Raw genomic sequence first — 24317 nt, forward strand, 5'->3', positions numbered from 1 at the left:
CCGGCTCAGCCGCGGCCCTTCTTCGGGTCGAGCAGGCCCGCCTTGCGCAGCGCGTCGGCCATCGCGCTGTTCGCCGGCGCCGGCGCCTGACGCGAACCGCCCGCGCGCTGACCGCCGTTGCCGCCCCGCTGGCCACCGCCCTGCCCGCCGCTCTGCCGGCGCTGCTGCGGCGGACGCCCGTCACCGCCGCGCTGCTGCCGGGCGCCGCCCGACGGACGGTCCTGGCCCTGGGGCGCGGCCTCGTCGTCCAGCCGGAGCGTCAGCGAGATCCGCTTGCGCGGGATGTCGACGTCGAGGACCTTCACCTTGACGATGTCACCCGGCTTGACCACGTCCCGCGGGTCCTTGACGAACGTCCGCGACATGGCGGAGACATGCACCAGACCGTCCTGGTGGACGCCGACGTCGACGAACGCCCCGAAGGCCGCCACGTTCGTCACGACCCCCTCCAGGACCATCCCGGACGCCAGGTCGGAGATCTTCTCCACGCCGTCCTTGAAGGTGGCCGTCTTGAAGGCGGGCCGCGGGTCGCGGCCGGGCTTCTCCAGCTCCCTCAGGATGTCGGTGACGGTCGGCAGACCGAACGTCTCGTCCACGAAGTCGTCCGGCCGCAGCGACCGCAGGACACCGGTGTTGCCGACGAGCGCCGCCACCTCCTGCCCCGAGGTCTTCACCATCCGCCGCACCACCGGATACGCCTCCGGGTGCACGCTGGACGCGTCCAACGGGTCGTCACCGCCGCGGATCCGCAGGAAGCCCGCGCACTGCTCGTACGCCTTGGGGCCGAGCCGCGCCACCTTCTTGAGCTGGGTACGGGCGGTGAAGGGGCCGTTGGCGTCGCGGTGCGCCACGATGTTCTCGGCGAGCCCGGAGGTGATGCCGGAGACCCGCGCGAGCAGCGGCGCGGAGGCCGTGTTCACGTCCACGCCGACGCCGTTCACACAGTCCTCGACGACCGCGTCCAGCGAGCGCGACAGCTTCACCTCGGACAGGTCGTGCTGGTACTGGCCGACACCGATCGACTTCGGGTCGATCTTCACCAGCTCGGCCAGCGGGTCCTGGAGCCGGCGCGCGATGGACACCGCGCCGCGCAGCGACACGTCCATGTCGGGCAGCTCTTGCGAGGCGAACGCGGAGGCCGAGTACACGGAGGCGCCCGCCTCGGACACCATCACCTTGGTGAGCTTCAGCTCGGGATGCTTGGTGATCAGTTCACCGGCGAGCTTGTCGGTCTCGCGGGAAGCCGTGCCGTTGCCGATGGCGATCAGCTCGACGGCGTGCTCCTTCGCCAGCCGGGCCAGCTTGGCGATCGCCTCGTCCCACTTGTTGGCCGGAACGTGCGGGTAGATCACGTCCGTCGCCACGACCTTGCCGGTCGCGTCGACCACGGCCACCTTCACGCCCGTACGGAAGCCGGGGTCCAGACCGAGCGTCGCGCGGGTGCCGGCCGGGGCGGCGAGCAGCAGGTCGCGCAGGTTCGCCGCGAACACGTTCACCGCCTCGTCCTCCGCGGCCGTGCGCAGCCGCAGCCGCAGGTCGATGCCGAGATGCACCAGGATCCGGGTGCGCCAGGCCCAGCGGACCGTGTCGATCAGCCACTTGTCGCCCGGCCGGCCCCGCTCGGCGATGCCGAACCTCGACGCGACGATTCCCTCGTACGACGAAGGACCCGGCTGCTCGGAGGGCTCCTCCGGCTCCAGGACGAGGTCGAGGACGTCTTCCTTCTCGCCGCGCAGCATGGCCAGGATCCGGTGCGAGGGCAGCGCGGTGAACGGCTCGGCGAAGTCGAAGTAGTCGGCGAACTTGGCGCCCGCCTCCTCCTTGCCCTCGCGCACCCTGGCGACCAGCCGGCCGCGCCCCCACATGCGCTCGCGCAGTTCGCCGATCAGGTCGGCGTCCTCCGAGAAGCGCTCGGTGAGGATGGCCCGCGCGCCGTCCAGCGCGGCCTGCGGATCGGCGACGCCCTTGTCGGCGTCGACGAACGCGGCCGCCGCGGCGAGCGGCTCCACACCGGGGTCGGTGAGCAGGCCCTCGGCGAGCGGCTCCAGGCCCGCCTCCCGCGCGATCTGCGCCTTGGTGCGCCGCTTGGGCTTGTAGGGCAGATAGATGTCCTCGAGCCGGGCCTTGGTCTCGGCGCCGCGGATCTGCGCCTCCAGCGCGTCGGTGAGCTTGCCCTGCTCACGCACCGACTCCAGGATCGCCGCCCGCCGGTCCTCCAGCTCCCGCAGGTAGCGCAGCCGCTCCTCGACGGTGCGCAGTTGCGCGTCGTCGAGCATCTCGGTCGCCTCCTTGCGGTAGCGCGCGATGAAGGGCACCGTCGAGCCGCCGTCGAGCAGCTCCACGGCGGCCCTGACCTGCCGCTCCCGTACGCCGAGTTCCTCGGCGATCCTGCCTTCGATGGACCCTGATTCGATGGACCCGGGTGTCGTCACGATCCCGTACCGCCTTCTTGACTGGGGTTGCGCCGCAATTGTGGCAGGTGGGACCGACACCCGGGGATCACGGCACGGTGAGCGGCCCGGCGCGGTCCGGAGCGGGCCCCGCGCGGCGGCGGCCGTCAGCGCGGGACGGTCCAGGTGAAGCGCGGCTCCCGGCGCTCCAGGAACGCGGCGACGCCCTCCGCGGTGTCGTCACTGGCCCGGGCCTGCGCGCTCCAGTGGGCGTCGCGGTCGGTGCGGCCGTCGGCGAACTCCTTCGCGGCGGCCTGGGTGAGCTGGGAGCGCGAGACCAGTACCCGGGTGAACTCGGCGACCCGCTTGTCGAGCGCGTCGACGGGCAGCACCTCGTCCACGAAACCGGTGCGCAGCGCGCGCTCGGTGTCGATCAACTCGCCGGAGAACAGCAGGTACTTGGCGGCGCCGGGGCCGACCAGGGAGACCAGGCGCCGGGTGGCGGACGCCGGGTAGACGATGCCGAGCTTGGCCGGGGTCACCCCGAACAGCGCGCCCTCTTCGGCGAACCGCAGATCGCAGGCGCCCGCGAGCTGCGCGCCGCCGCCCACGCAGTGCCCCTTCACGGCCGCCAGCGTCGGCTTGGGGAACGCCGCGAGGGCCTCCTCGGCCCGGACGGCCAGCGTCTGCGCCTCGTCCGGCGAGCCCTGGAGCGTGGAGATGTCGGCCCCGGCGCAGAAGGTGCCGCCCGCGCCCGTCAGCACCAGCACCCGCACCCGGGGATCGGCGGCCAGGGTGTCCAGCAGCGGCGGCAGGGCCGCCCACATCGCGGCGGTCATGGCGTTGCGCTTCGCCGGGTGGTGCAGGACGACGGTGGCGACCCCGTCGGTGACGCCGTGCAGCAGTTCGGGCTCCATGGCCCGGATGCTAACCGCAGCCCTCCCGGCCCGGACACGTCGGCCGTCGGACGAACCGGGGGCGAATCCCGGACGAAAAGGGCGACGGGGCCGCCGCGCCCGTACAACCCGAAGAGTGCGCGAAGGCGGCATGGCCGGAACAGGAACGGTCGCGGAGTGGATCGCCTCACTCGCGAACGATCGAAAACGGGCGATAATCGCTGACTTCTGTTCAGTGGTTCGGAGGGGAGCGCATTGTTACCAACACTCGACGTGTGGTGACAATCGAGCGCGAGGGTGGCGACCGGACGATGGACGATCATGGGCGCGGGCCCGACCCACGCCCAGCAGGCGGGGCGGACGCACCTCTCGGGCCCCCGGGACCTCCGCGGGACGAGCCGCGGCCGCTGCCCTACGAGGGCGTCTGGCGGTTCACCGCCGCCGCCGTGGACGCCTCGGTCCCGCAGGCCCGGCACGCGGTGCGGGACCTGCTCCACCGGCAGGGGGTGCCCGTCTCGGACGATCTCGTCCAGGGGCTCCTGCTGATCGTCTCCGAGCTGGTGACCAACGCCGTACGGCACGCGGCCCTGCTGTCGCCGGTGCTCGCGGTGGAGGTCGCCGTCGGGGCCGAGTGGGTGCGGGTGTCCGTCGAGGACAACCACCCCTACCGTCCGACCGCCCTGGAGGCCGACCACGGCCGCACCGGCGGCCGCGGACTGCTCCTGGTGCGCGAGATCGCCCGGGAGGCGGGCGGCGTGTGCGACGTCGAGCACACGGCGGGCGGCGGCAAGGTCATCTGGGCCGCCCTGCCGCTCAAGCCCGTGCGCCTGCCCTGAGGGCCACCGGCCCCCGGCTCACCAGCCGGCCGACGGCCCCGTCAGCTCCCGCACGGCCGGACGGGCCGCGTCCAGCACCGTCATGAACCACGACGAGAACGTGTCCTTCGCGTGCCGCTCCGCCAGCTCGGCGGGGGTCACGAAGGCCGTGTCGCCCACCTCCTCCGGGTCCGGCCGCAGCGCCGACTGCACCATCCCGACGTAGAGATGGTTGAACTCCTGCTCCACCAGGCCCGACGCCGGGTCCGGGTGGTTGTAGCGGACCGTGCCCGCCTCGGCGAGCAGCGAGGGGGAGACTCCCAGCTCCTCGAACGTGCGCCGGGCGGCCGCCGCGAACGGCGCCTCACCGGGGTAGGGGTGGCCGCAGCAGGTGTTGGACCACACACCGGGGGAGTGGTACTTGCCGAGCGCCCGCTGCTGGAGCAGCAGCCGGCCCTGCTCGTCGAAGAGGAACACCGAGAAGGCGCGGTGCAGTCGCCCCGGCGGCTGGTGGGCGGCGAGCTTCTCCGCGGTGCCGATGGTCACGCCGTTCTCGTCGACGAGCTCCAGCAAGATCGCTTCCGCGGTGCCGTCCGCCGAGCTGTGCTTCGCGGTGGCAGGTGTGATCGACATACCCATCCTTAGCAATCGGTCCTCGCGTCCCCAGTCTGCCGTACGCGCCCGGCACTCCCGGCACTTCGCGCCAACGCGCGCATGTCCCGCGCACGGCGGCCGGGCCCGTGCGTGATCTTGCCCGGCGGGGTGGGCGGAGAACCGTCCAGAACGGCTGTTCCCATCCGGAACGGGGTCGGTTCCGGCACGGGGTCCGTTCCGGCACCGGGTTCCCGCGGGCACCCGGTTCAGTGGCAGAGCCGCGCCTCGTGCCGCGCGTGGCCGACCGGCTCCAACTGGAAGGTGCAGTGCTCGACGTCGAAGTGGTCGCCCAGGCACCCCTGGAGTTCGTGCAGCATCTTCTCGTGGCCGATCGCGTTCAGCACGTCCGAGCGGACCACGACGTGCGCCGACAGCACCGGCATTCCCGAGGTGATCGTCCAGGCGTGCAGATCGTGCACGTCCTCCACCCCGTCCAGGGCGACGATATGGGCGCGCACCTCCGCCATGTCGACGCCCCTGGGGGCCGACTCCAGCAGCACGTCGAGCGTCTCGCGCAGCAGCTTCACCGTGCGCGGCACGATCATCAGCCCGATGACCAGCGAGGCGACCGGGTCGGCGGCCTGCCAGCCGGTGGTCAGGATCACCACCGCCGAGACCAGCACCGCGACCGAGCCCAGCGCGTCCGCCGCCACCTCCAGGAACGCCCCGCGCACGTTCAGGCTCTCCGCCTGACCGCGCATCAGCAGCGTGAGCGAGATGACGTTCGCGACCAGGCCGACGGCGCCGAACCAGATCATCAGCCCGCCCTCGGTGGGCGCGGGCGTGAAGAACCGCTGCACCGCCTCGTACAGGACGTACCCGCCCACCCCGAGCAGCAGCAGACAGTTGGCGAGCGCGGCGAGGATCTCCGCGCGGGCGTAGCCGAAGGTGCGATGGGTGCTCGCGGGACGGTTGGCGAAGTGGATGGCGAGCAGCGCCATGCCGAGGCCCAGCGCGTCGGTCGCCATGTGCGCGGCGTCCGCGATCAGCGCGAGGGAGTCCGCGAGCACCCCGCCGACGATCTCCACCACCATCACGGTGAGCGTGATCGCCAGCGCCACCCGCAGCCGGCCCCGGTACGCCGCGGCGGCCGTACCGGTCGTCGGTGCGTGGGTGTGCGTATGGCCGTGGTCGTGCCCAGCCCCCATGGCAGCAGCCTCCCTGTGGTCGCCCGGGATCACAGTGAACTACGGGTGGGGGGTATCCGGCAACGCGGCACTGAACACCGTTGTCATATGCTCTGACCTGCGGAAACGATCCCCAGGTCAGAGCGCTTGCCGGGCCCGTCAGCGGGTCGGCGCCGCCTGCGCGCCGTGGTGCAGTTGCCAGCCCAGCCAGGCCGACTCGACCATCTCGCGCACCCCGCGCCGCGCGGTCCAGCCCAGCTCGCGCGCGGCCAGTCCGGCCCCGGCGACCGCGCGCGGCGCGTCCCCGGGCCGCCGGTCCTCCACCAGCGCCGGACGGGTGTCCCCGGTCACCTCGCCGATCAGGGTGATCAGCTCACGCACCGAGACGCCCTCGCCCCGGCCGATGTTGACCGTCAGATCCCCGGCCGCGTCCGGCGCGGACAGCCGCCGGGTCGCCGCGAGATGCGCCTCGGCCAGATCGCTGACGTGGATGTAGTCCCGGACGCAGGTGCCGTCCGGGGTCGGGTAGTCGGCGCCGAAGATCCGCGGGGCCTCGTCCCGGGTGAGCCGGTCGAAGACCATCGGGACGATGTTGAAGATCCCGGTGTCGGCCAGGACGGGCTCGGCCGCCCCGGCCACGTTGAAGAAGCGCAGACAGGCCGTCGCCATGCCGTGCGCCTGCCCCGCCGCCCGCACCAGCCACTCGCCGGCGAGCTTGGTCTCGCCGTACGGGTTCACCGGGGCGCACGGGGTGTCCTCCGTGATGAGGTCCACATCCGGGTTGCCGTAGACGGCCGCGGACGAGGAGAACACGAAGCGGCGCACCCCGGCCGCGGCGACCGTCTCCAGGAGGGTGGCCAGACCGCCGACGTTGTCCCGGTAGTACAGGGTGGGCCGCGCCACCGACTCGCCGACCTGCTTGTGCGCGGCCAGATGCACCACGCCCGTCACGGCGTGCTCGCCGAGCACCCGCTCCACCAGGGCGGCGTCCAGCGACGAGCCCCGCACCAGCGGCACGTCCGCCGGCAGCCGGGCGGACACCCCGGACGAGAGGTCGTCCAGGACGACGACGCGCTCGCCGGCCGCGGTCATGGCACGCGCCACATGGGCGCCTATGTATCCGGCTCCGCCGGTGATCAGCCAGGTCATGGCCGCCCACCCTATGCCGACACCCCGGCGCCGCCCGCAATGTCCCCGATGTCCGCCCGCTCGGGAGGCGCGGTTTGTGAGCCGGGTCGCCGATCACCCATGATGATCTCGGCGGAGGCCGGTCCGCGTCAGGCACGGACCGGGTCCGTCGGCACCGCGCCGCACGGCCGGAGCATGCCGACGGGAGCCTGAACGGCCGGTGAACACGGTCTTCCCGGCATCCGATAGCCTCTGCCGACAACGCCGCCCGCCCGGCCCCGCCCGGTGCACCCCACGGGCGCCCCCACCTGCACACGACCGGCGCGGACGCGTCGGCACCCAGGGAGTGACTTCGGTTGTCGACCGCCATCCTCACCGGTCAGCCGGTTCCCGGATCGTCGCTCGAAAGCGACCTGCGGTCCCTCGGCTTCGACGTCCTCTCGGCCGCCGACGCCGCCGAGACCGGGAGCCTGCTCGCCGCGATACCGGCCCAGGAGCGCGTCGCCGTGGTCGACGCCCGCTTCGTGGGCCACCCGCACGCGCTGCGCCTCGGTCTGACCGACCCCCGCTTCCCGCTCGCCGCGGTGCCGGGCGCGCTCACCGCGCAGCCCGCCGCCCGCGCCGCCCTCACCCGCGCGCTGGCCCACGAGAACGCGTCGAGCGGCGGCGCCCTGGTGGTGGACAGCCTCGCCGACCGGATCGCCGACGTCCTGGCGGCCGAGGGTGACGACGTCCACCGCCCCGAGCTGGGCCGTCTGGTCGCCGAGGTCCCCACCGACCCCCAGACCCGCAACGAGGCACGGCAGGCCGTGGCCGCCGTCGACGACGAGGCCGTACGCCTGAAGTCGGCCGTGAAGGCCCGCGACGGGTTCTTCACCACCTTCTTCATCAGCCCGTACTCCCGTTACATCGCCCGCTGGTGCGCCCGCCGCGGGCTGACCCCGAACCAGGTCACCACCGCCTCCCTGATCACCGCGCTGATCGCGGCCGGCTGCGCGGCCACCGGCACCCGGGGCGGATTCGTCGCGGCAGGCGTGCTGCTGATCGCGTCCTTCGTGCTGGACTGCACCGACGGCCAGCTCGCCCGCTACTCCCTCCAGTACTCCACGCTCGGTGCCTGGCTCGACGCCACCTTCGACCGCGCCAAGGAGTACGCCTACTACGCCGGCCTCGCCCTCGGCGCGGCCCGCGGCGGCGACGACGTGTGGGCGCTCGCCCTGGGCGCGATGATCCTCCAGACCTGCCGGCACGTCGTGGACTTCTCCTTCAACGAGGCCAACCACGACGCCACGGCCAACACCAGCCCCACCGCCGCCCTCTCCGGCAAGCTCGACAGCGTCGGCTGGACGGTCTGGGCGCGGCGGATGATCGTCCTGCCCATCGGCGAACGCTGGGCCATGATCGCCGTCCTCACGGCGGTCACCACCCCCCGCATCACCTTCTACGTCCTGCTGATCGGCTGCGCCTTCGCGGCGACCTACACCACGGCCGGACGCGTGCTGCGCTCGCTGACCCGCAAGGCCCGCCGCACGGACCGGGCGGCCAGGGCACTGGCGGACCTCGCGGACAACGGTCCGCTCGTCGGTGCGCTCGTTCCCGTCCTGAAGGGCCGCGGCCCCCGCATCGCACCGCTCAGTGCCGGTCTCGGCGCCGTCCTGGTGGTGGCCGCCGCCTGGGCCTGGGGCCCGAGCTGGTGGGTCGTCCTGCCGGCCGCCCTGTACGTCGTCACCTCGGCCGAGGCCGTCACCCGCCCCCTCAAGGGCGCCCTGGACTGGCTGGTCCCGCCGATCCTGCGGGCCGGCGAGTACCTGACCGTCCTGGTCCTGGCGGCCCGCTCCGATGTGAACGGAGCGCTTCCGGCGGCTTTCGGACTGGTGGCCGCCGTCGCCTACCATCACTACGACACGGTGTACCGCATCCGCGGCGACGCCGGAGCGCCGCCGGCCTGGCTGGTGCGTGCCATCGGGGGACAGGACGGGCGGACCCTGCTCGTCGCCGTGCTGGCCGCGCTGCTCACCGGCGCGCAGTTCACGGTCGCGCTCACGGCCCTGGCCGTGGCCGTCGCCCTCGTGGTGCTCGTCGAGAGCACCCGCTTCTGGGTCTCCGCAGGGGCCCCAGCCGTACACGACGAAGGAGAACCCGCATGATCGGCCTCGTGCTGGCGGCCGGCGCCGGACGCCGTCTGCGCCCCTACACCGACAGCCTGCCCAAGGCGCTGGTGCCGGTGGGGCCCGCGGGCATAGAGGGCGAGCCCACGGTCCTGGACCTGACGCTCGGCAACTTCGCCGAGATCGGTCTGACCGAGGTCGCGGTGATCGTCGGCTACCGCAAGGAGGCCGTGTACGCGCGCAAGGAGGCGCTGGAGGCGAAGTACGGCCTCAAGCTCACCCTGATCGACAACGACAAGGCCGAGGAGTGGAACAACGCCTACTCCCTGTGGTGCGGCCGTGACGCCCTCAAGGACGGCGTGATCCTCGCCAACGGCGACACCGTGCACCCGGTCTCCGTCGAGAAGACCCTGCTCGCCGCCCGCGGCGACGGCAAGAGGATCATCCTCGCGCTGGACACCGTGAAGTCCCTGGCCGACGAGGAGATGAAGGTCGTCGTCGACCCCGCCCAGGGCATGACGAAGATCACCAAGCTGATGGACCCGGCCGAGGCCACCGGTGAGTACATCGGCGTCACGCTCATCGAGGGCGACGCCGCCCCCGACCTGGCCGACGCGCTGAAGAAGGTCTGGGAGACCGACCCCCAGCAGTTCTACGAGCACGGCTACCAGGAGCTGGTCGACCGCGGCTTCCGGATCGACGTCGCCCCGATCGGCGAGGTCGCCTGGGTCGAGATCGACAACCACGACGACCTCGCCCGGGGACGGGAGATCGCGTGCCAGTACTGACCCGGCTCATCCCCTCACCGGTCGTCGTCGACATCCGCCCGGGTGCCCTCGACGACCTCGGGGGCGTCCTCGCCGACGAGCGCATCTCGCACTCCGGCAAGCTCGCCGTCGCCGTCAGCGGCGGCTCCGGCGCCCGGCTGCGCGCCCGGCTCGAACCGTCCCTGCCCGGCGCCGCCTGGTACGAGGTCGGCGGCGGCACCCTCGACGACGCGGTCCGGCTGGCGAGCGACATAAAGGCCGGCCACTACGACGCGGTCGTGGGCCTCGGCGGCGGCAAGATCATCGACTGCGCGAAGTTCGCTGCGGCACGGGTCGGCCTCCCGCTGGTCGCCGTCCCCACGAACCTCGCGCACGACGGACTGTGCTCGCCGGTCGCCACCCTCGACAACGACGCGGGCCGCGGCTCCTACGGCGTGCCCAACCCGATCGCCGTCGTGATCGACCTCGACGTCATCCGCGAGGCCCCGGTGCGGTTCGTACGGGCCGGGATCGGCGACGCGGTGTCGAACATCTCGGCCATCGCGGACTGGGAGCTGGCGGCCCGGGTCAAGGGCGAGAAGATCGACGGCCTAGCCGCCGCGATCGCCCGCCAGGCCGGCGAGGCCGTCCTGCGCCACCCGGGCGGGGTCGGCGACACCGGCTTCCTCCAGGTGCTGGCCGAGGCGCTGGTGCTCAGCGGTATCGCGATGTCGGTCTCGGGCGACTCCCGCCCGTCCTCCGGCGCCTGCCACGAGATCAACCACGCCTTCGACCTGCTCTTCCCCAAGCGGGCCGCCGCCCACGGCGAGCAGTGCGGTCTCGGCGCGGCCTTCGCGATGTATCTGCGCGGAGCCCACGACGAGTCGGCCTACATGGCCGAGGTGCTGCGCAGACACGGGCTTCCGGTGCTCCCGGAGGAGATCGGCTTCACGGTGGACGAGTTCGTCCGCGTCGTGGAGTTCGCCCCCGAGACCCGGCCCGGCCGCTACACGATCCTCGAACACCTCGACCTCAAGCCCGAACAGATCAAGGACACCTACGCCGACTATGTCAAGGCCATCGGTAGCTGAACTCAGACCGGTCGTCCACCCTCCGGGGGTGAAGGACCGGCGCAGCGGTGAGCACTGGATGGGGCGCCTCTACATGCGTGAGGTGTCCTTGCGGGTCGACCGCTACCTGGTGAACACCAGGGTCACGCCCAACCAGCTCACGTACCTGATGACCGTCTTCGGCGTGCTCGCCGCCCCGGCACTGCTGGTGCCGGGGATCACGGGCGCCGTGCTCGGCGTGGTCTGCGTGCAGATGTATCTGCTGCTGGACTGCGTCGACGGCGAGATCGCCCGCTGGAAGAAGCAGTACTCGCTGAACGGCGTCTACCTGGACCGGGTCGGCGCCTATCTCACCGACGCCGCCGTGCTGGTCGGCTTCGGTCTGCGCGCCGCCGACCTGTGGGGGACGGGCCGGATCGACTGGCTGTGGGCCTTCCTCGGCACGCTCGCCGCGCTCGGCGCCATCCTGATCAAGGCGGAGACCGACCTGGTGGGCGTCGCCCGCCACCAGGGCGGGCTGCCGCCGGTCAAGGAGGCGGCCGCCGAGCCGCGCTCCTCCGGCATGGCGCTGGCCCGCCGGGCGGCCGCCGCGCTCAAGTTCCACCGGCTGATCCTCGGCATCGAGGCGTCCCTGCTGATCCTGGCCCTGGCGGTCGTGGACCAGGTGCGCGGCGACCTCTTCTTCACCCGGCTCGGGGTGGCCGTCCTGGCCGGCATCGCGCTGCTCCAGACCGTGCTGCACCTGGTGTCCATCCTCGCCTCCAGCAGGCTGAAGTGAGTGGCGTCAAGGTCGGCGCGGTCGTCATCACCATGGGCAACCGGCCGGACGAGCTGAGGGCCCTGCTCGACTCCGTCGCCCAGCAGGACGGCGACCCGGTCGAGGTCGTCGTGGTCGGCAACGGCTCGCCCGTCCCGGACGTCCCCGAGGGCGTCCGCACGGTCGAGCTGCCCGAGAACCTCGGCATCCCCGGCGGCCGCAACGTCGGCATCGAGTCCTTCGGACCCGGCGGCCGGGACGTCGACGTCCTGCTCTTCCTCGACGACGACGGCCTGCTGCCGCGGCACGACACCGCCGCGCTGTGCCGGGAGGCGTTCGCCGCCGACCCCGCGCTCGGCATCATCAGCTTCCGCATCGCCGACCCGGACACCGGCGTCACCCAGCGCCGCCACGTCCCCCGGCTGCGCGCCGCCGACCCGATGCGCTCCTCCCGGGTCACCACCTTCCTGGGCGGCGCCAACGCCGTCCGTACGAAGGTCTTCGCAGACGTGGGTGGACTGCCGGACGAGTTCTTCTACGCCCATGAGGAGACCGACCTCGCCTGGCGGGCCCTCGACGCGGGCTGGATGATCGACTACCGGTCGGACATGGTCCTCCACCACCCCACGACGGCGCCCTCCCGGCACGCGGTCTACCACCGGATGGTGGCCCGCAACCGGGTCTGGCTGGCCCGCCGGAACCTGCCCGCCCCGCTGGTCCCCGTCTATCTCGGGGTGTGGCTGCTGCTCACCCTGGCCCGGCGCCCCTCGGGGCCGGCGCTGCGGGCGTGGCTCGGCGGCTTCCGGGAAGGCTGGACCACACCCTGCGGTCCACGCAGGCCCATGAAGTGGCGTACGGTGTGGCGGCTGACCCGACTGGGCCGGCCCCCGGTGATCTGACAAGCTCGTCCCTGAGGGCTCCCCGGGACGTTCGGCGGGCCCCCCGGCTCATGCCAGCCCCGTCAAGGCTGCGCATCGCGAAGACGAAAGTTTCCTACTTGTGAGTGAGACAACGCATGACGGCGGAGTCGCGGTGAGCGCGCCCCCGTCGCCCGACGAGGGCCTGACGGCCGCGGAGCTGGCCGCCAAGTACGGGCTGTCCGTGAGCGGCGCCCGGCCCCGTGTGCGGGAGTACGTCCGCCAGCTCTGGGGACGCCGGCACTTCATCCTGGCGTTCTCCCGGGCCAAGCTGACCGCGCAGTACAGCCAGGCCAAGCTCGGCCAGCTCTGGCAGGTGGCCACGCCCCTGCTCAACGCGTTCGTGTACTTCATGATCTTCGGCGTGCTGCTCAACGCCAGCCGCGGGATGTCCAAGGACGTGTACATCCCGTTCCTGGTCACGGGCGTCTTCGTGTTCACCTTCACCCAGAGTTCGGTGATGAGCGGGGTCCGGGCGATCTCCGGCAACCTCGGCCTGGTCCGCGCCCTGCACTTCCCGCGCGCCTCGCTGCCGATCTCCTTCGCGCTCCAGCAGCTCCAGCAGCTCCTGTACTCGATGATCGTGCTGTTCCTGGTCGTCATCGGCTTCGGCAGCTACCCGGACGCCTCCTGGCTGCTGATCGTCCCCGTCCTCGTCCTCCAGTTCTGCTTCAACACCGGTCTGGCGCTGGTGTTCGCCCGGGCCGGCGCGAAGACGCCGGACCTCGCGCAGCTCATGCCGTTCGTGATGCGGACCTGGATGTACGCGTCCGGCGTGATGTTCTCCATCCCGGTCTTCCTCGCGGACAAGCCGGCCTGGGTGGCGAACGTCCTGCAGTGGAACCCGGCGGCCATCTACATGGACCTGATGCGCTACGCGCTCATCGAGGAGTACGGCTCGAAGAACCTCCCGGACCACGTCTGGGCGGTCGCGGTCGGCTGGGCCCTGCTGTTCGCCGTCGGCGGCTTCCTGTACTTCTGGAAGGCGGAGGAGAGGTACGGCCGTGGCTGAGCAGCTTCCGGGACAGCGCGTCCCCACCGTCATCGCCGACGACGTGCACATCGTGTACCGGGTCAACGGCGCCAGGACCGGCAAGGGCAGCGCCACCGCGGCCCTCAGCCGGATCGTCAAGCGCGGCTCCGGCGACGAGGCGCGCGGCGTGCGCAAGGTGCACGCGGTGCGCGGGGTCTCCTTCGTCGCCTACCGGGGCGAGGCCATCGGTCTGATCGGCTCCAACGGCTCCGGCAAGTCCACCCTGCTGCGCGCCATCGCCGGTCTGCTGCCGCCGGAGAGCGGCCGGGTCTACACCGACGGCCAGCCCTCGCTGCTGGGTGTCAACGCGGCCCTGATGAACGACCTGACCGGCGAGCGCAACGTCATCCTCGGCGGGCTCGCCATGGGCATGACCCGCGAGCAGGTCAAGGAGCGCTACCAGCAGATCGTCGACTTCTCGGGCATCAACGAGAAGGGCGACTTCATCACCCTGCCGATGCGCACCTACTCCTCCGGCATGGCGGCCCGGCTGCGGTTCTCCATCGCCGCCGCCAAGGACCACGACGTCCTCATGATCGACGAGGCCCTCGCCACCGGCGACCGCAAGTTCCAGAAGCGCTCCGAGGAACGCATCAGGGAGCTGCGCAAGCAGGCGGGCACGGTATTTCTGGTCAGTCACAGCAACAAGTCGATCCGCGACACCTGCGACCGCGTGCTGTGGCTGGAACGCGGCGAACTGCGCCTCGACGGCCCGACCGAAGAGGTCCTCAAGGAGTACGAGAAGTTCACCGGCAAGTAGGCGGCGACATGCGCGGGCCCTGCCGGAACTGTCCGGCGGGGCCCGGCGTCTGCAAAGGAAACGTCAACTCCGGCCGCGCTTCGGAATCTTGGCGCCAATTGGTGTGTTGTTGTGATGCGCGGGACACCCCCACGAACCATGTTGCGTTGTACAACGTAAGCTGTACAGGTCCCGAACCACGTCAAGTAGGGCGATAATGCGCGACACCTTCCGCCGGGACGGCCGGGCGGGCGTGTCCGAAATAGTGTGTCTTGGGTCGGCGGTGTAGAACGGGAGATGTGACGGCAATGGCTACGGAAACTCCCCAGCTCAACGCAGCGTGCGCCGTCCCTGCCCCGGGCAGTCCCCGGTGACGGCGCCCGCCGCCCCCCGCACCGGCGACCCGGAGCGCGGCACCCTCGCCAAGGCCGCCGACGAGAACTTCCCCGTCGCGCCCTTCTTCCTGCCCCGGGCCTGGCGCGACGACCTCATGGCGGTCTACGGCTTCGCCCGCCTGGTCGACGACATCGGTGACGGCGACCTCGCCCCCGGCGGCGCCGACGCCCGGCTGCTCGGTGTCGCGCCCGCCGACGCCGACGACCGGATGGTCCTGCTGGACGCCTTCGAGGCCGACCTGCGCCGGGTCTTCGACGGCGAGCCCCGCCACCCCCTGCTGCGCCGCCTGCAGCCCACGGTCCGCCGCCGCTCCCTCACCCCCGGGCCGTTCCTGGACCTGATCGCCGCCAACCGCCAGGACCAGCTCGTCACCCGCTACGAGACCTACGACGACCTCGTCGCCTACTGCGAGCTGTCCGCCAACCCGGTCGGCCGGCTGGTCCTCGCCGTGACCGGCACCGCCACCCCCGAGCGGATCCGCCGCTCCGACGCGATCTGCACCGCCCTCCAGATCGTCGAGCACCTCCAGGACGTGTCCGAGGACCTCGGCCGTGACCGCGTCTACCTGCCCGCCGAGGACATGAAACGTTTCCACGTCGGCGAGTCCGACCTCGCGGCGGACAGCGCCGGCGCATCGGTGCGCGCGCTGGTCGCGTACGAGGCGCAACGCGCCGGCGGCCTTCTGAATGAAGGCGCCCCCCTGGTGGGTAGCGTCCACGGCAGGCTGAGACTGCTGCTCGCCGGGTTCGTGGCGGGGGGACGGGCGGCGATCCACGCGATCGCCGCCGCCGAATTCGACGTACTTCCCGGCCCGCCCAAGCCCGGCAAGCTCCGGTTGCTGCGTGAGGTGGGCGTGACCCTGCGAGGAGAGGGGTGATCCGGACCGTGGAGCCGTCACCGCACGTGTCCGCGCCGGTACTCGCCGCCTACAGCTACTGCGAGGCCGTCACCGGGCAGCAGGCCCGGAACTTCGCGTACGGCATCAGGCTGCTGCCCACACCGAAGCGCCGCGCGATGTCCGCGCTGTACGCGTTCTCGCGCCGTGTCGACGACATCGGCGACGGCGCCCTGGCCGACGAGGTCAAGATCGCGCGCCTGGAGGACACCCGCGCCCTGCTCACCCGGGTCCGCGAGGGCGAGGTCGACGAGGACGACACCGACCCGGTGGCCGTCGCCCTCGCCCACACCGCCCGCGCCTTCCCGGTGCCGCTGGGCGGCCTGGACGAGCTGATCGACGGCGTGCTGATGGACGTACGCGGCGAGACCTACGAGACCTGGGACGACCTGAAGGGGTACTGCCGCTGTGTGGCGGGCGCCATCGGACGCCTCTCGCTCGGCGTGTTCGGCACCGAACCCGGCGCGCGCGGCGCCGAGCGCGCCCCCGAGTACGCCGACACGCTGGGTCTCGCGCTCCAGCTCACCAACATCCTCCGTGACGTCCGTGAGGACGCGACGGGCGGGCGCACCTATCTGCCCGCCGACGACCTCGCCAAGTTCGGCTGCTCGGCCGGGTTCGACGGGCCGAAGCCGCCGGAGGGCTCCGACTTCGCGGGTCTCGTGCACTTCGAGGTGCGCCGGGCCCGCACCCTCTTCGCCGAGGGCTACCGGCTGCTGCCCATGCTCGACCGGCGCAGCGGCGCCTGTGTCGCCGCCATGGCCGGCATCTACCGCCGCCTCCTGGACCGTATCGAGCGCGACCCCGAGGCCGTCCTGCGCGGCCGCGTCTCGCTGCCCGGCCCGGAGAAGGCGTACGTCGCCGTGCGCGGACTGTCGGGTCTGGACGCCCGGCACGCGTCCCGGCGGACCGTCAGGAGGCACGCCTGATGGACGCCACGGGCGACAAAGCCGTACCGGCCGGCCGGGCCGGACGAACCGGTGGGAAGCGGCACGCAACCCTCCGGACCGGCACGGCGTCCCTGACTGCGACGGTCGGCCGTGCAGCCTTCAATCATCACGGCCGGCCGGCGCATCGTTTCGGCCCGGACGCGGGGGAGGGGACGTCATGAGCCACGCGCCGCTCCCGGACGCCCCGCGGCGGGCGGGCCGTACCGCCGTGGTCGTCGGCGGCGGACTCGCCGGTGTCACCGCCGCGCTCGCGCTCGCCGACGCCGGTGTGCGCGTCACCCTGCTCGAAGGCCGGCCCCGGCTCGGCGGCCTCGCCTTCTCCTTCCAGCGCGGTGAGCTGACCGTCGACAACGGCCAGCACGTCTATCTGCGCTGCTGCACCGCCTACCGCTGGTTCCTCGACCGCATCGAGGGCAGCGCGCTGGCCCCCCTCCAACCCCGGCTCGACGTGCCCGTCGTCGACGTCGACCGGCCCGAGGGGCGGCGGCTCGGCCGGCTGCGGCGCGACCCGCTGCCCGTCCCCCTGCACCTGGGCCGCGGCCTCGCCGCCTACCCGCACCTCTCCCTCGCCGAACGCGCCCGGGTGGGCCGCGCCGCGCTCGCGCTCAAGGCACTCGACCTCACCGACCCGGCCCTCGACACACAGGACTTCGGGAGCTGGCTGACCGCGCACGGCCAGTCGGCCCGCGCCGTCGAGGCCCTGTGGGACCTGGTCGGCGTCGCCACCCTCAACGCCGTCGCCGGGGACTCCTCGCTGGCGCTCGCCGCCATGGTGTTCAAGACCGGACTGCTCTCCGACCCCGGCGCCGCCGACATCGGCTGGGCGCACGTGCCCCTGGGCGAGCTGCACGACCGGCTCGCCCGCAAGGCGCTCGACTCCGCGGGCGTACGCACCGAGACCCGCACCCGCGTCACCTCCCTCTCCCGCACCGACAACGGCTGCTGGAACGTTCAGGTTCCCGGCGAGACGCTCACCGCCGACGCCGTCGTCCTCGCCGTACCCCAGCGCGAGACGTACGACCTGCTGCCCGCCGGGGCCCTCGACGCCCGCGAACGGCTGCTGGACATCGGCACCGCCCCCATCCTCAACGTCCACGTCGTCTACGACCGCCCGGTGCTGCGCGCGCCCTTCCTCGCCGCCCTCGGCACCCCCGTGCAGTGGGTCTTCGACCGCACCGGCGCCTCCGGACTGCGCGAGGGCCAGTACCTCGCCGTGTCGCAGTCGGCCGCCCAGGACGAGATCGACCTGCCCGTCGCCGACCTGCGCGCCCGCTATCTGCCCGAACTGCGCAAGCTGCTGCCGGGCACCCGCGACGCCGAGGTGCGGGACTTCTTCGTGACCCGGGAGCGCACCGCGACGTTCGCCCCCACCCCCGGCGTCGGACGGCTGCGGCCCGGCGCCCGCACCCAAGCCCCCGGCCTGTACCTGGCCGGTGCGTGGACCGCCACAGGGTGGCCCGCGACCATGGAGAGTGCGGTCCGCAGCGGCGTGAGCGCGGCCGACGCCGCCCTGAGCGCCCTCGGCCGGCCCCGACCTACCCACCTCTTCGCTGTCGAGGAGGCGGCCTGATGCTCGATCAGCACGGCTCGGCACACCCCCGCACCCCCTCCGGTACCGCTACAAGAGGAGAAACTGTGCCCACTGTGCCACCGGCCTCGCCGGCCGCTCGCAGGACCGCGGTGGACGTCGCCGCGCTCCTGGAGCGCGGCCGCACCCTGGCCACTCCGGTGCTCCGGGCGGCCGTCGACCGGCTCGCGCCGCCCATGGACACGGTCGCCGCCTACCACTTCGGCTGGATCGACGCCCAGGGCCGGCCCACCGACGGCGACGGCGGCAAGGCCGTACGGCCCGCGCTCGCCGTGCTCTCCGCCGAGGTCACCGGCGCCGCCCCCGAGACCGGGGTGCCCGGCGCGGTCGCCGTCGAACTGGTCCACAACTTCTCCCTGCTGCACGACGACCTGATGGACGGCGACGAACAGCGCCGCCACCGCGACACCGTCTGGAAGGTGCACGGCCCCGCCCAGGCCATCCTGGTCGGCGACGCCCTGTTCGCCCTCGCCAACGAGGTCCTGCTGGAACTCGGCACCGTCGAGGCCGGCCGCGCCACCCGCCGGCTGACCACCGCCAGCCGCGCCCTGATCGACGGCCAGGCCCAGGACATCTCCTACGAGCACCGCGACCGCGTCAGCGTCGAGGAGTGCCTGGAGATGGAGGGCAACAAGACCGGCGCCCTGCTGGCCTGCGCCAGCTCCATCGGCGCCGTGCTCGGCGGCGCCGACGACCGCACCGCCGACGCCCTGGAGCGGTACGGCTACCACCTCGGCCTGGCCTTCCAGGCCGTCGACGACCTCCTCGGCATCTGGGGCGACCCGGAGGCCACCGGGAAGCAGACCTGGAGCGATCTGCGCCAGCGCAAGAAGTCCCTGCCGGTGGTGGCCGCGCTCGCGGCGCACGGGCCCGCCTCCGAGCGGCTCGGCGAGATCCTCGCGGCCGACGCCAAGAGCAGCGACTTCGCGACCTTCTCCGAGGAGGAGTTCGCGGCCCGCGCCGCGCTCATCGAGGAGGCCGGCGGCCGCGAGTGGACCGCCGAGGAGGCCCGCCGCCAGCACACCGTCGCCCTCGAGGCCCTGAACGCCGTGGACATGCCCGAGCAGGTGCGGGACCGGTTCACGGCGCTCGCCGACTTCGTCGTCGTACGAAAGAGATGATCACTATCGGTCGAATAGTCCTCGCGTAGTCGCCGGCCGGTGCAGCGAGGCGAGAGGCGCACCGGCCGACGGCGGACCCACAGCAGAGTCACCACATGCACACTGCACGAAGGGGAAGCCATGACAGCGACGACCGACGGAAGCACCGGGGCTGCCCTGCCGCCCCGCGCTGCCGCGGCCACCGACACCGACATCACCATCCCCGTGGCGGCCGGGGGACAAGAAGCCGCCGTACGCGCGGTCCAGCGTGCCACCGCCCATCTGCTCGCCCGTCAGGACGCCGAGGGCTGGTGGAAGGGCGACCTGGAGACCAACGTCACCATGGACGCCGAGGACCTGCTGCTCCGCCAGTTCCTCGGCATCCGTGACGAGGCGACCACACAGGCCACCGCGCTCTTCGTCCGCGGCCGGCAGCGGGAGGACGGCACCTGGGCCACCTTCCACGGCGGACCGCCGGACCTCTCCGCCACCGTCGAGGCGTACGTCGCGCTGCGCCTGGCCGGCGACGCCCCCGACGCCCCCCACATGGCCCTGGCCGCCGCCTGGATCCGCGACCGGGGCGGCATCGCTGCCGCCCGTGTCTTCACCCGGATCTGGCTGGCCCTGTTCGGCTGGTGGAAGTGGGAGGACCTTCCCGAACTCCCGCCGGAACTCCTGTACTTCCCCAAGTGGTTCCCGCTCAGCATCTACAACTTCGGCTGCTGGGCCCGGCAGACGATCGTCCCGCTCACCGTCGTCTCGGCCAAACGCCCGGTGCGCCCGGCGCCCTTCCCGCTGGACGAGCTGCACACCGACCCCGACCTCCCCAACCCGCCCCGCCCGCTCGCCCCGTTGCACACCTGGGACGGTCTCTTCCAGCGGCTCGACAAGGTCGTGCGCGGCTATCGCACGGTCGCGGTGCGCCGGCTGCGCGGGGCCGCCCTGAACTCCGCCGCCCGCTGGATCGTGGAGCGGCAGGAGAACGACGGCGCCTGGGGCGGCATCCAGCCGCCCGCCGTGTACTCGATCATCGCCCTGCATCTGCTCGGCTACGACCTCGCGCACCCCGTGATGCGCGCGGGACTGGAGTCCCTCGACCGGTACGCCGTCTGGCGCGAGGACGGCTCCCGGATGATCGAGGCGTGCCAGTCCCCGGTGTGGGACACCTGTCTGGCGACCATCGCGCTGGCCGACGCCGGGGTCCCCGCCGACCATCCGCAACTGGTCAAGGCCGCCGACTGGATGCTCGGCGAGCAGATCGTACGGCCCGGCGACTGGTCCGTACGCAGGCCCCAACTGCCCCCGGGCGGCTGGGCGTTCGAGTTCCACAACGACAACTACCCCGACATCGACGACACCGCCGAGGTCGTCCTCGCGCTGCGCCGCGTCGAGCACCACGACCCGCAGCGCATGGAGAAGGCCATCGCGCGCGGCGTGCGCTGGAACCTCGGCATGCAGTCCAGGAACGGCGGTTGGGGCGCCTTCGACGTCGACAACACCAGCCGGTTCCCCAACCGGCTGCCGTTCTGCGACTTCGGCGAGGTCATCGACCCGCCGTCGGCGGACGTCACCGCGCACGTCGTCGAGATGCTCGCCGTCGAGGGCCTCTCCCACGACCCGCGCACCCGGCGCGGCATCGCCTGGCTGCTGGCCGAACAGGAGCCGGACGGCTCGTGGTTCGGCCGCTGGGGCGTCAACTACGTCTACGGCACCGGGTCGGTGGTGCCCGCGCTGACGGCCGCCGGACTGCCCGTCCGGCATCCCGCGATCCGCCGCGCGGTCGGCTGGCTGGAGCGGGTGCAGAACGACGACGGCGGCTGGGGCGAGGACCTGCGCTCCTACCAGGACCCCGCCCGCTGGAGCGCCCGCGGCGCCTCCACCGCCTCCCAGACCGCCTGGGCGCTGATGGCGCTCCTCGCGGCGGGGGAGCGGGACTCCAAGGCCGTCGAACGCGGCGTCGCCTGGCTGGTGGAGACCCAGCGCGAGGACGGCTCCTGGGACGAGCCGTACTTCACCGGCACCGGCTTCCCCTGGGACTTCTCGATCAACTACCACCTCTACCGGCAGGTCTTCCCGCTGACCGCGCTCGGCCGGTACGTCCACGGCGAACCGTTCGCCGACCGGCCCGCCACCGGGGCCGCCGCCGAGGCAGAGGGGGGCTGATGGGCACACAGCCCGTTCCGGCACCGCTGCTGATCGCCTGCGCGCTCGGCATCGAGCACCTCGCGCTGCGCATGGGCGACCGCGGCGAGGCCGCCGGGCCCGTCACCGTCCTGCGCTCCGGCATGGGGCCGAAGGCGGCGGAGCGCTCCGTCACCCGGGTCCTCGCCGACCCGGTGCTCGGCGGCGCCGCCGTGCTGGCCACGGGCTTCTGCGCCGGACTCGCCCCCGGTATGCACCCCGGCGATCTGGTGGTCGCCGAGGAGACCCGCGACCCACGGGGCACCGTCCCGTGCGTCGGCACCGAACTGCTCGTCAAGGAACTCGTGCGCACCCTGCCCGGGCGCACCGTCCACACCGGACCCGTCACCGGCTCCGACCATGTCGTCCGCGGCCATGAGCGGGCCGACCTGCTCGCGACGGGCGCGATCGCGGTCGACATGGAGTCGGCGGCCACCCTGCTGAGCGCCGTCCGCGTCGGCGAGCGCCCGGTTGCGGCCGTCCGGGTGGTCGTGGACGCTCCTGAACATGAACTCGTCCGGATCGGCACGGTACGCGGTGGAATATCGGCTTTCCGTGTCCTTCGTTCCGTACTGCCCGCGTTTTTCGAATGGCATCGTAATGTGCTGCTCCCCCGGAGGTGAGCCGAATGGCCATGCCGCTGCGCCAGTCCATCAAGGTCGCTACATACCTCGCCGAACAGAAGCTGCGCAAGCGGGACAAGTTCCCGCTGATCGTGGAGTTGGAGCCGCTCTTCGCCTGCAACCTCAAGTGCGAGGGCTGCGGGAAGATCCAGCACCCGGCGGGCGTCCTCAAACAGCGTATGCCGGTCGCCCAGGCCGTCGGCGCGGTGCTGGAGTCGGGTGCGCCGATGGTGTCCATCGCGGGCGGTGAGCCCCTGATGCACCCTCAGATCGACGAGATCGTCCGGCAGTTGGTCGCCAAGAGGAAGTACGTCTTCCTCTGCACCAACGCCATGCTGCTGCGCAAGAAGATGGACAAGTTCACGCCCTCGCCCTACTTCGCCTTCGCCGTGCACATCGACGGACTGCGCGAACGGCACGACGAGTCCGTGGCCAAGGAGGGCGTGTTCGACGAGGCGGTAGCCGCCATCAAGGAGGCCAAGCGGCGCGGCTTCCGGGTCACCACCAACTCCACCTTCTTCAACACCGACACCCCGCAGACCATCATCGAGGTCCTCAACTTCCTCAACGACGACCTCAAGGTGGACGAGATGATGATCTCGCCCGCCTACGCCTACGAGAAGGCGCCCGACCAGGAGCACTTCCTGGGCGTGGAGCAGACCCGGGAACTGTTCAAGAAGGCGTTCTCGGGCGGCAACCGCAGGAAGTGGCGGCTCAACCACTCCCCGCTCTTCCTGGACTTCCTGGAGGGCAAGGTCGACTTCCCCTGCACCGCGTGGGCGATCCCCAACTACTCGCTCTTCGGCTGGCAGCGCCCCTGCTACCTGATGAGCGACGGGTACGTGCCGACCTACCGCGAGCTGATCGAGGAGACCGACTGGGACAAGTACGGCCGCGGCAAGGACCCGCGCTGCGCCAACTGCATGGCGCACTGCGGCTACGAGCCGACCGCCGTCCTCGCCACCATGGGCTCGCTCAAGGAGTCGCTGCGCGCCATGCGCGAGACGGTCTCCGGGAACCGGGAGTGAGGCCGTGACCGCAGTGTCCCTGGGCCTGCCGGAAGTACCGGCCCGGCCGGTCGCCGAGCGCCGGGTGTCGCGGCGGATCCAGGTCGGCTCCGTCGCGGTCGGCGGCGGGGCCCCGGTCTCCGTGCAGTCGATGACCACGACCCGTACGTCCGACATCGGCGCGACGCTCCAGCAGATCGCCGAGCTGACCGCGTCCGGCTGCCAGATCGTCCGCGTCGCCTGCCCCACGCAGGACGACGCGGACGCCCTGTCCACGATCGCCCGCAAGTCGCAGATCCCGGTGATCGCGGACATCCACTTCCAGCCGAAGTACGTGTTCGCGGCGATCGAGGCCGGCTGCGCCGCCGTGCGCGTGAACCCGGGCAACATCAAGCAGTTCGACGACAAGGTGAGGGAGATCGCCAAGGCCGCGCGCGACCACGGCACTCCGATCCGCATCGGTGTGAACGCGGGCTCCCTGGACCGGCGTCTGCTCCAGAAGTACGGCAAGGCGACGCCCGAGGCGCTGGTGGAGTCGGCGTTGTGGGAGGCGTCCCTCTTCGAGGAGCACGACTTCCGTGACATCAAGATCTCGGTCAAGCACAACGACCCGGTCGTGATGATCGAGGCGTACCGCCAGCTCGCCGCCCAGTGCGACTACCCGCTCCACCTCGGGGTCACCGAGGCGGGTCCCGCCTTCCAGGGGACGATCAAGTCGGCGGTGGCGTTCGGGGCGTTGCTCTCCCAGGGGATCGGGGACACCATCCGGGTCTCGCTGAGCGCGCCGCCCGCCGAGGAGGTGAAGGTCGGCAACCAGATCCTGGAGTCGCTGAACCTCAGGCAGCGCGGTCTGGAGATCGTCTCCTGTCCGTCGTGCGGCCGGGCCCAGGTGGACGTCTACAAGCTGGCCGACGAGGTCACGGCCGGCCTCACCGGCATGGAGGTGCCGCTGCGCGTCGCCGTCATGGGCTGTGTCGTCAACGGCCCCGGCGAGGCGCGCGAGGCGGATCTGGGGGTCGCCTCCGGCAACGGCAAGGGCCAGATCTTCGTCAAGGGCGAGGTCGTCAAGACCGTCCCCGAGTCGAAGATCGTGGAGACCCTGATCGAGGAGGCGATGAAGATCGCCGAACAGCTTGAGCAGGACGGCGTCGCGGCGGGGGAGCCGGCCGTCACCGTGAGTTGAAGAGCACGGACCGA

Annotated in this window: 22 protein-coding genes; 17 read left to right on the forward strand and 5 right to left on the reverse strand. The window is 72.1% G+C overall.

Going from position 1 to position 24317, the window contains the following annotated elements; genetic code table 11:
- Nucleotides 1-5: 5 nt before the first annotated feature.
- Both AFM16_RS32685 and AFM16_RS32690 read right to left on the reverse strand, forming a co-directional pair.
- Nucleotides 6-2432, reverse strand: a complete 2427-nt coding sequence (locus AFM16_RS32685; RefSeq protein WP_078636067.1) for a Tex family protein — start codon at nt 2430-2432, stop codon at nt 6-8.
- Nucleotides 2433-2557: 125 nt separating this feature from the next.
- Nucleotides 2558-3307 carry an enoyl-CoA hydratase/isomerase family protein gene (locus AFM16_RS32690; protein ID WP_078636068.1) on the reverse strand — a complete coding sequence of 250 codons (750 nt, stop codon included), beginning with the start codon at nt 3305-3307 and terminating at the stop codon, nt 2558-2560.
- A gap of 290 nt (nt 3308-3597) precedes the next feature.
- On the opposite strand from AFM16_RS32690, the gene AFM16_RS32695 reads away from it, so the two are divergent.
- Nucleotides 3598-4122 carry an ATP-binding protein gene (locus AFM16_RS32695; protein ID WP_078637164.1) on the forward strand — a complete coding sequence of 175 codons (525 nt, stop codon included), beginning with the start codon at nt 3598-3600 and terminating at the stop codon, nt 4120-4122.
- An 18-nt stretch (nt 4123-4140) separates the two neighbouring features.
- Here the strand turns inward: AFM16_RS32695 and idi are convergent, their stop codons facing one another.
- From idi to galE, 3 genes are all read right to left on the reverse strand, one after another.
- A complete protein-coding gene (gene idi / locus AFM16_RS32700; RefSeq protein WP_030790860.1) occupies nt 4141-4734 on the reverse strand; it encodes an isopentenyl-diphosphate Delta-isomerase in 594 nt (197 codons plus the stop codon).
- A gap of 227 nt (nt 4735-4961) precedes the next feature.
- The gene (locus AFM16_RS32705) at nt 4962-5903 is read right to left on the reverse strand and encodes a cation diffusion facilitator family transporter (RefSeq protein WP_030790857.1); all 942 of its coding nucleotides are present in this window, start codon (nt 5901-5903) and stop codon (nt 4962-4964) included.
- Between the two features lie 138 nt (nt 5904-6041).
- Entirely contained in the window at nt 6042-7031 is a 990-nt protein-coding gene (galE, locus tag AFM16_RS32710) for a UDP-glucose 4-epimerase GalE (protein ID WP_030790853.1), read from the reverse strand.
- Nucleotides 7032-7366: 335 nt separating this feature from the next.
- On the opposite strand from galE, the gene AFM16_RS32715 reads away from it, so the two are divergent.
- From AFM16_RS32715 to ispG, 16 genes are all read left to right on the forward strand, one after another.
- Nucleotides 7367-9157, forward strand: coding sequence for a DUF5941 domain-containing protein (locus AFM16_RS32715; RefSeq protein ID WP_078636069.1), 1791 nt, complete (start codon nt 7367-7369; stop codon nt 9155-9157).
- Nucleotides 9154-9906 (forward strand): phosphocholine cytidylyltransferase family protein, encoded by a 753-nt coding sequence (locus tag AFM16_RS32720; RefSeq protein WP_030790846.1) that lies wholly within the window; start codon nt 9154-9156, stop codon nt 9904-9906. Before AFM16_RS32715 ends, AFM16_RS32720 begins: the two co-directional genes overlap by 4 nt.
- On the forward strand, nt 9894-10955 hold the full coding sequence (locus AFM16_RS32725) for an iron-containing alcohol dehydrogenase family protein (RefSeq protein WP_030790843.1): 1062 nt from the start codon (nt 9894-9896) through the stop codon (nt 10953-10955). The genes AFM16_RS32720 and AFM16_RS32725 overlap by 13 nt, the downstream gene beginning before the upstream one ends.
- On the forward strand, nt 10933-11712 hold the full coding sequence (locus AFM16_RS32730) for a CDP-alcohol phosphatidyltransferase family protein (RefSeq protein ID WP_078637165.1): 780 nt from the start codon (nt 10933-10935) through the stop codon (nt 11710-11712). The genes AFM16_RS32725 and AFM16_RS32730 overlap by 23 nt, the downstream gene beginning before the upstream one ends.
- A gap of 32 nt (nt 11713-11744) precedes the next feature.
- On the forward strand, nt 11745-12590 hold the full coding sequence (locus tag AFM16_RS32735; RefSeq protein WP_051780708.1) for a glycosyltransferase family 2 protein: 846 nt from the start codon (nt 11745-11747) through the stop codon (nt 12588-12590).
- 100 nt (nt 12591-12690) lie between these two features.
- Nucleotides 12691-13620 carry an ABC transporter permease gene (locus tag AFM16_RS32740; protein WP_030790835.1) on the forward strand — a complete coding sequence of 310 codons (930 nt, stop codon included), beginning with the start codon at nt 12691-12693 and terminating at the stop codon, nt 13618-13620.
- Nucleotides 13613-14401 (forward strand): ABC transporter ATP-binding protein, encoded by a 789-nt coding sequence (locus AFM16_RS32745; protein ID WP_030790832.1) that lies wholly within the window; start codon nt 13613-13615, stop codon nt 14399-14401. The genes AFM16_RS32740 and AFM16_RS32745 overlap by 8 nt, the downstream gene beginning before the upstream one ends.
- A gap of 349 nt (nt 14402-14750) precedes the next feature.
- Nucleotides 14751-15653: a squalene synthase HpnC gene (gene hpnC / locus AFM16_RS32750; protein WP_078636070.1), complete on the forward strand. Its 903-nt coding sequence runs from the start codon at nt 14751-14753 to the stop codon at nt 15651-15653.
- Nucleotides 15650-16600: a presqualene diphosphate synthase HpnD gene (hpnD, locus tag AFM16_RS32755; protein WP_030790826.1), complete on the forward strand. Its 951-nt coding sequence runs from the start codon at nt 15650-15652 to the stop codon at nt 16598-16600. The genes hpnC and hpnD overlap by 4 nt, the downstream gene beginning before the upstream one ends.
- On the forward strand, nt 16600-16782 hold the full coding sequence (locus AFM16_RS40680) for a DUF6380 family protein (RefSeq protein WP_353962394.1): 183 nt from the start codon (nt 16600-16602) through the stop codon (nt 16780-16782). Before hpnD ends, AFM16_RS40680 begins: the two co-directional genes overlap by 1 nt.
- Nucleotides 16779-18191, forward strand: a complete 1413-nt coding sequence (hpnE, locus tag AFM16_RS32760; protein ID WP_078636071.1) for a hydroxysqualene dehydroxylase HpnE — start codon at nt 16779-16781, stop codon at nt 18189-18191. The genes AFM16_RS40680 and hpnE overlap by 4 nt, the downstream gene beginning before the upstream one ends.
- A gap of 74 nt (nt 18192-18265) precedes the next feature.
- Nucleotides 18266-19330 carry a polyprenyl synthetase family protein gene (locus AFM16_RS32765; RefSeq protein ID WP_030790820.1) on the forward strand — a complete coding sequence of 355 codons (1065 nt, stop codon included), beginning with the start codon at nt 18266-18268 and terminating at the stop codon, nt 19328-19330.
- A gap of 120 nt (nt 19331-19450) precedes the next feature.
- Nucleotides 19451-21472, forward strand: coding sequence for a squalene--hopene cyclase (gene shc, locus AFM16_RS32770; protein ID WP_078636072.1), 2022 nt, complete (start codon nt 19451-19453; stop codon nt 21470-21472).
- On the forward strand, nt 21472-22113 hold the full coding sequence (locus AFM16_RS32775) for a 5'-methylthioadenosine/S-adenosylhomocysteine nucleosidase family protein (protein ID WP_030790814.1): 642 nt from the start codon (nt 21472-21474) through the stop codon (nt 22111-22113). The genes shc and AFM16_RS32775 overlap by 1 nt, the downstream gene beginning before the upstream one ends.
- Before the next feature lie 5 nt (nt 22114-22118).
- Nucleotides 22119-23141 carry an adenosyl-hopene transferase HpnH gene (gene hpnH, locus AFM16_RS32780; RefSeq protein ID WP_030790811.1) on the forward strand — a complete coding sequence of 341 codons (1023 nt, stop codon included), beginning with the start codon at nt 22119-22121 and terminating at the stop codon, nt 23139-23141.
- A 4-nt stretch (nt 23142-23145) separates the two neighbouring features.
- Nucleotides 23146-24303 carry a flavodoxin-dependent (E)-4-hydroxy-3-methylbut-2-enyl-diphosphate synthase gene (ispG, locus tag AFM16_RS32785; protein ID WP_078636073.1) on the forward strand — a complete coding sequence of 386 codons (1158 nt, stop codon included), beginning with the start codon at nt 23146-23148 and terminating at the stop codon, nt 24301-24303.
- The last annotated feature ends 14 nt before the right edge of the window (nt 24304-24317 follow it).

Source organism: Streptomyces antibioticus (assembly GCF_002019855.1).
In the GTDB taxonomy this organism is placed as follows: Bacteria; Actinomycetota; Actinomycetes; order Streptomycetales; family Streptomycetaceae; genus Streptomyces; species Streptomyces antibioticus_B.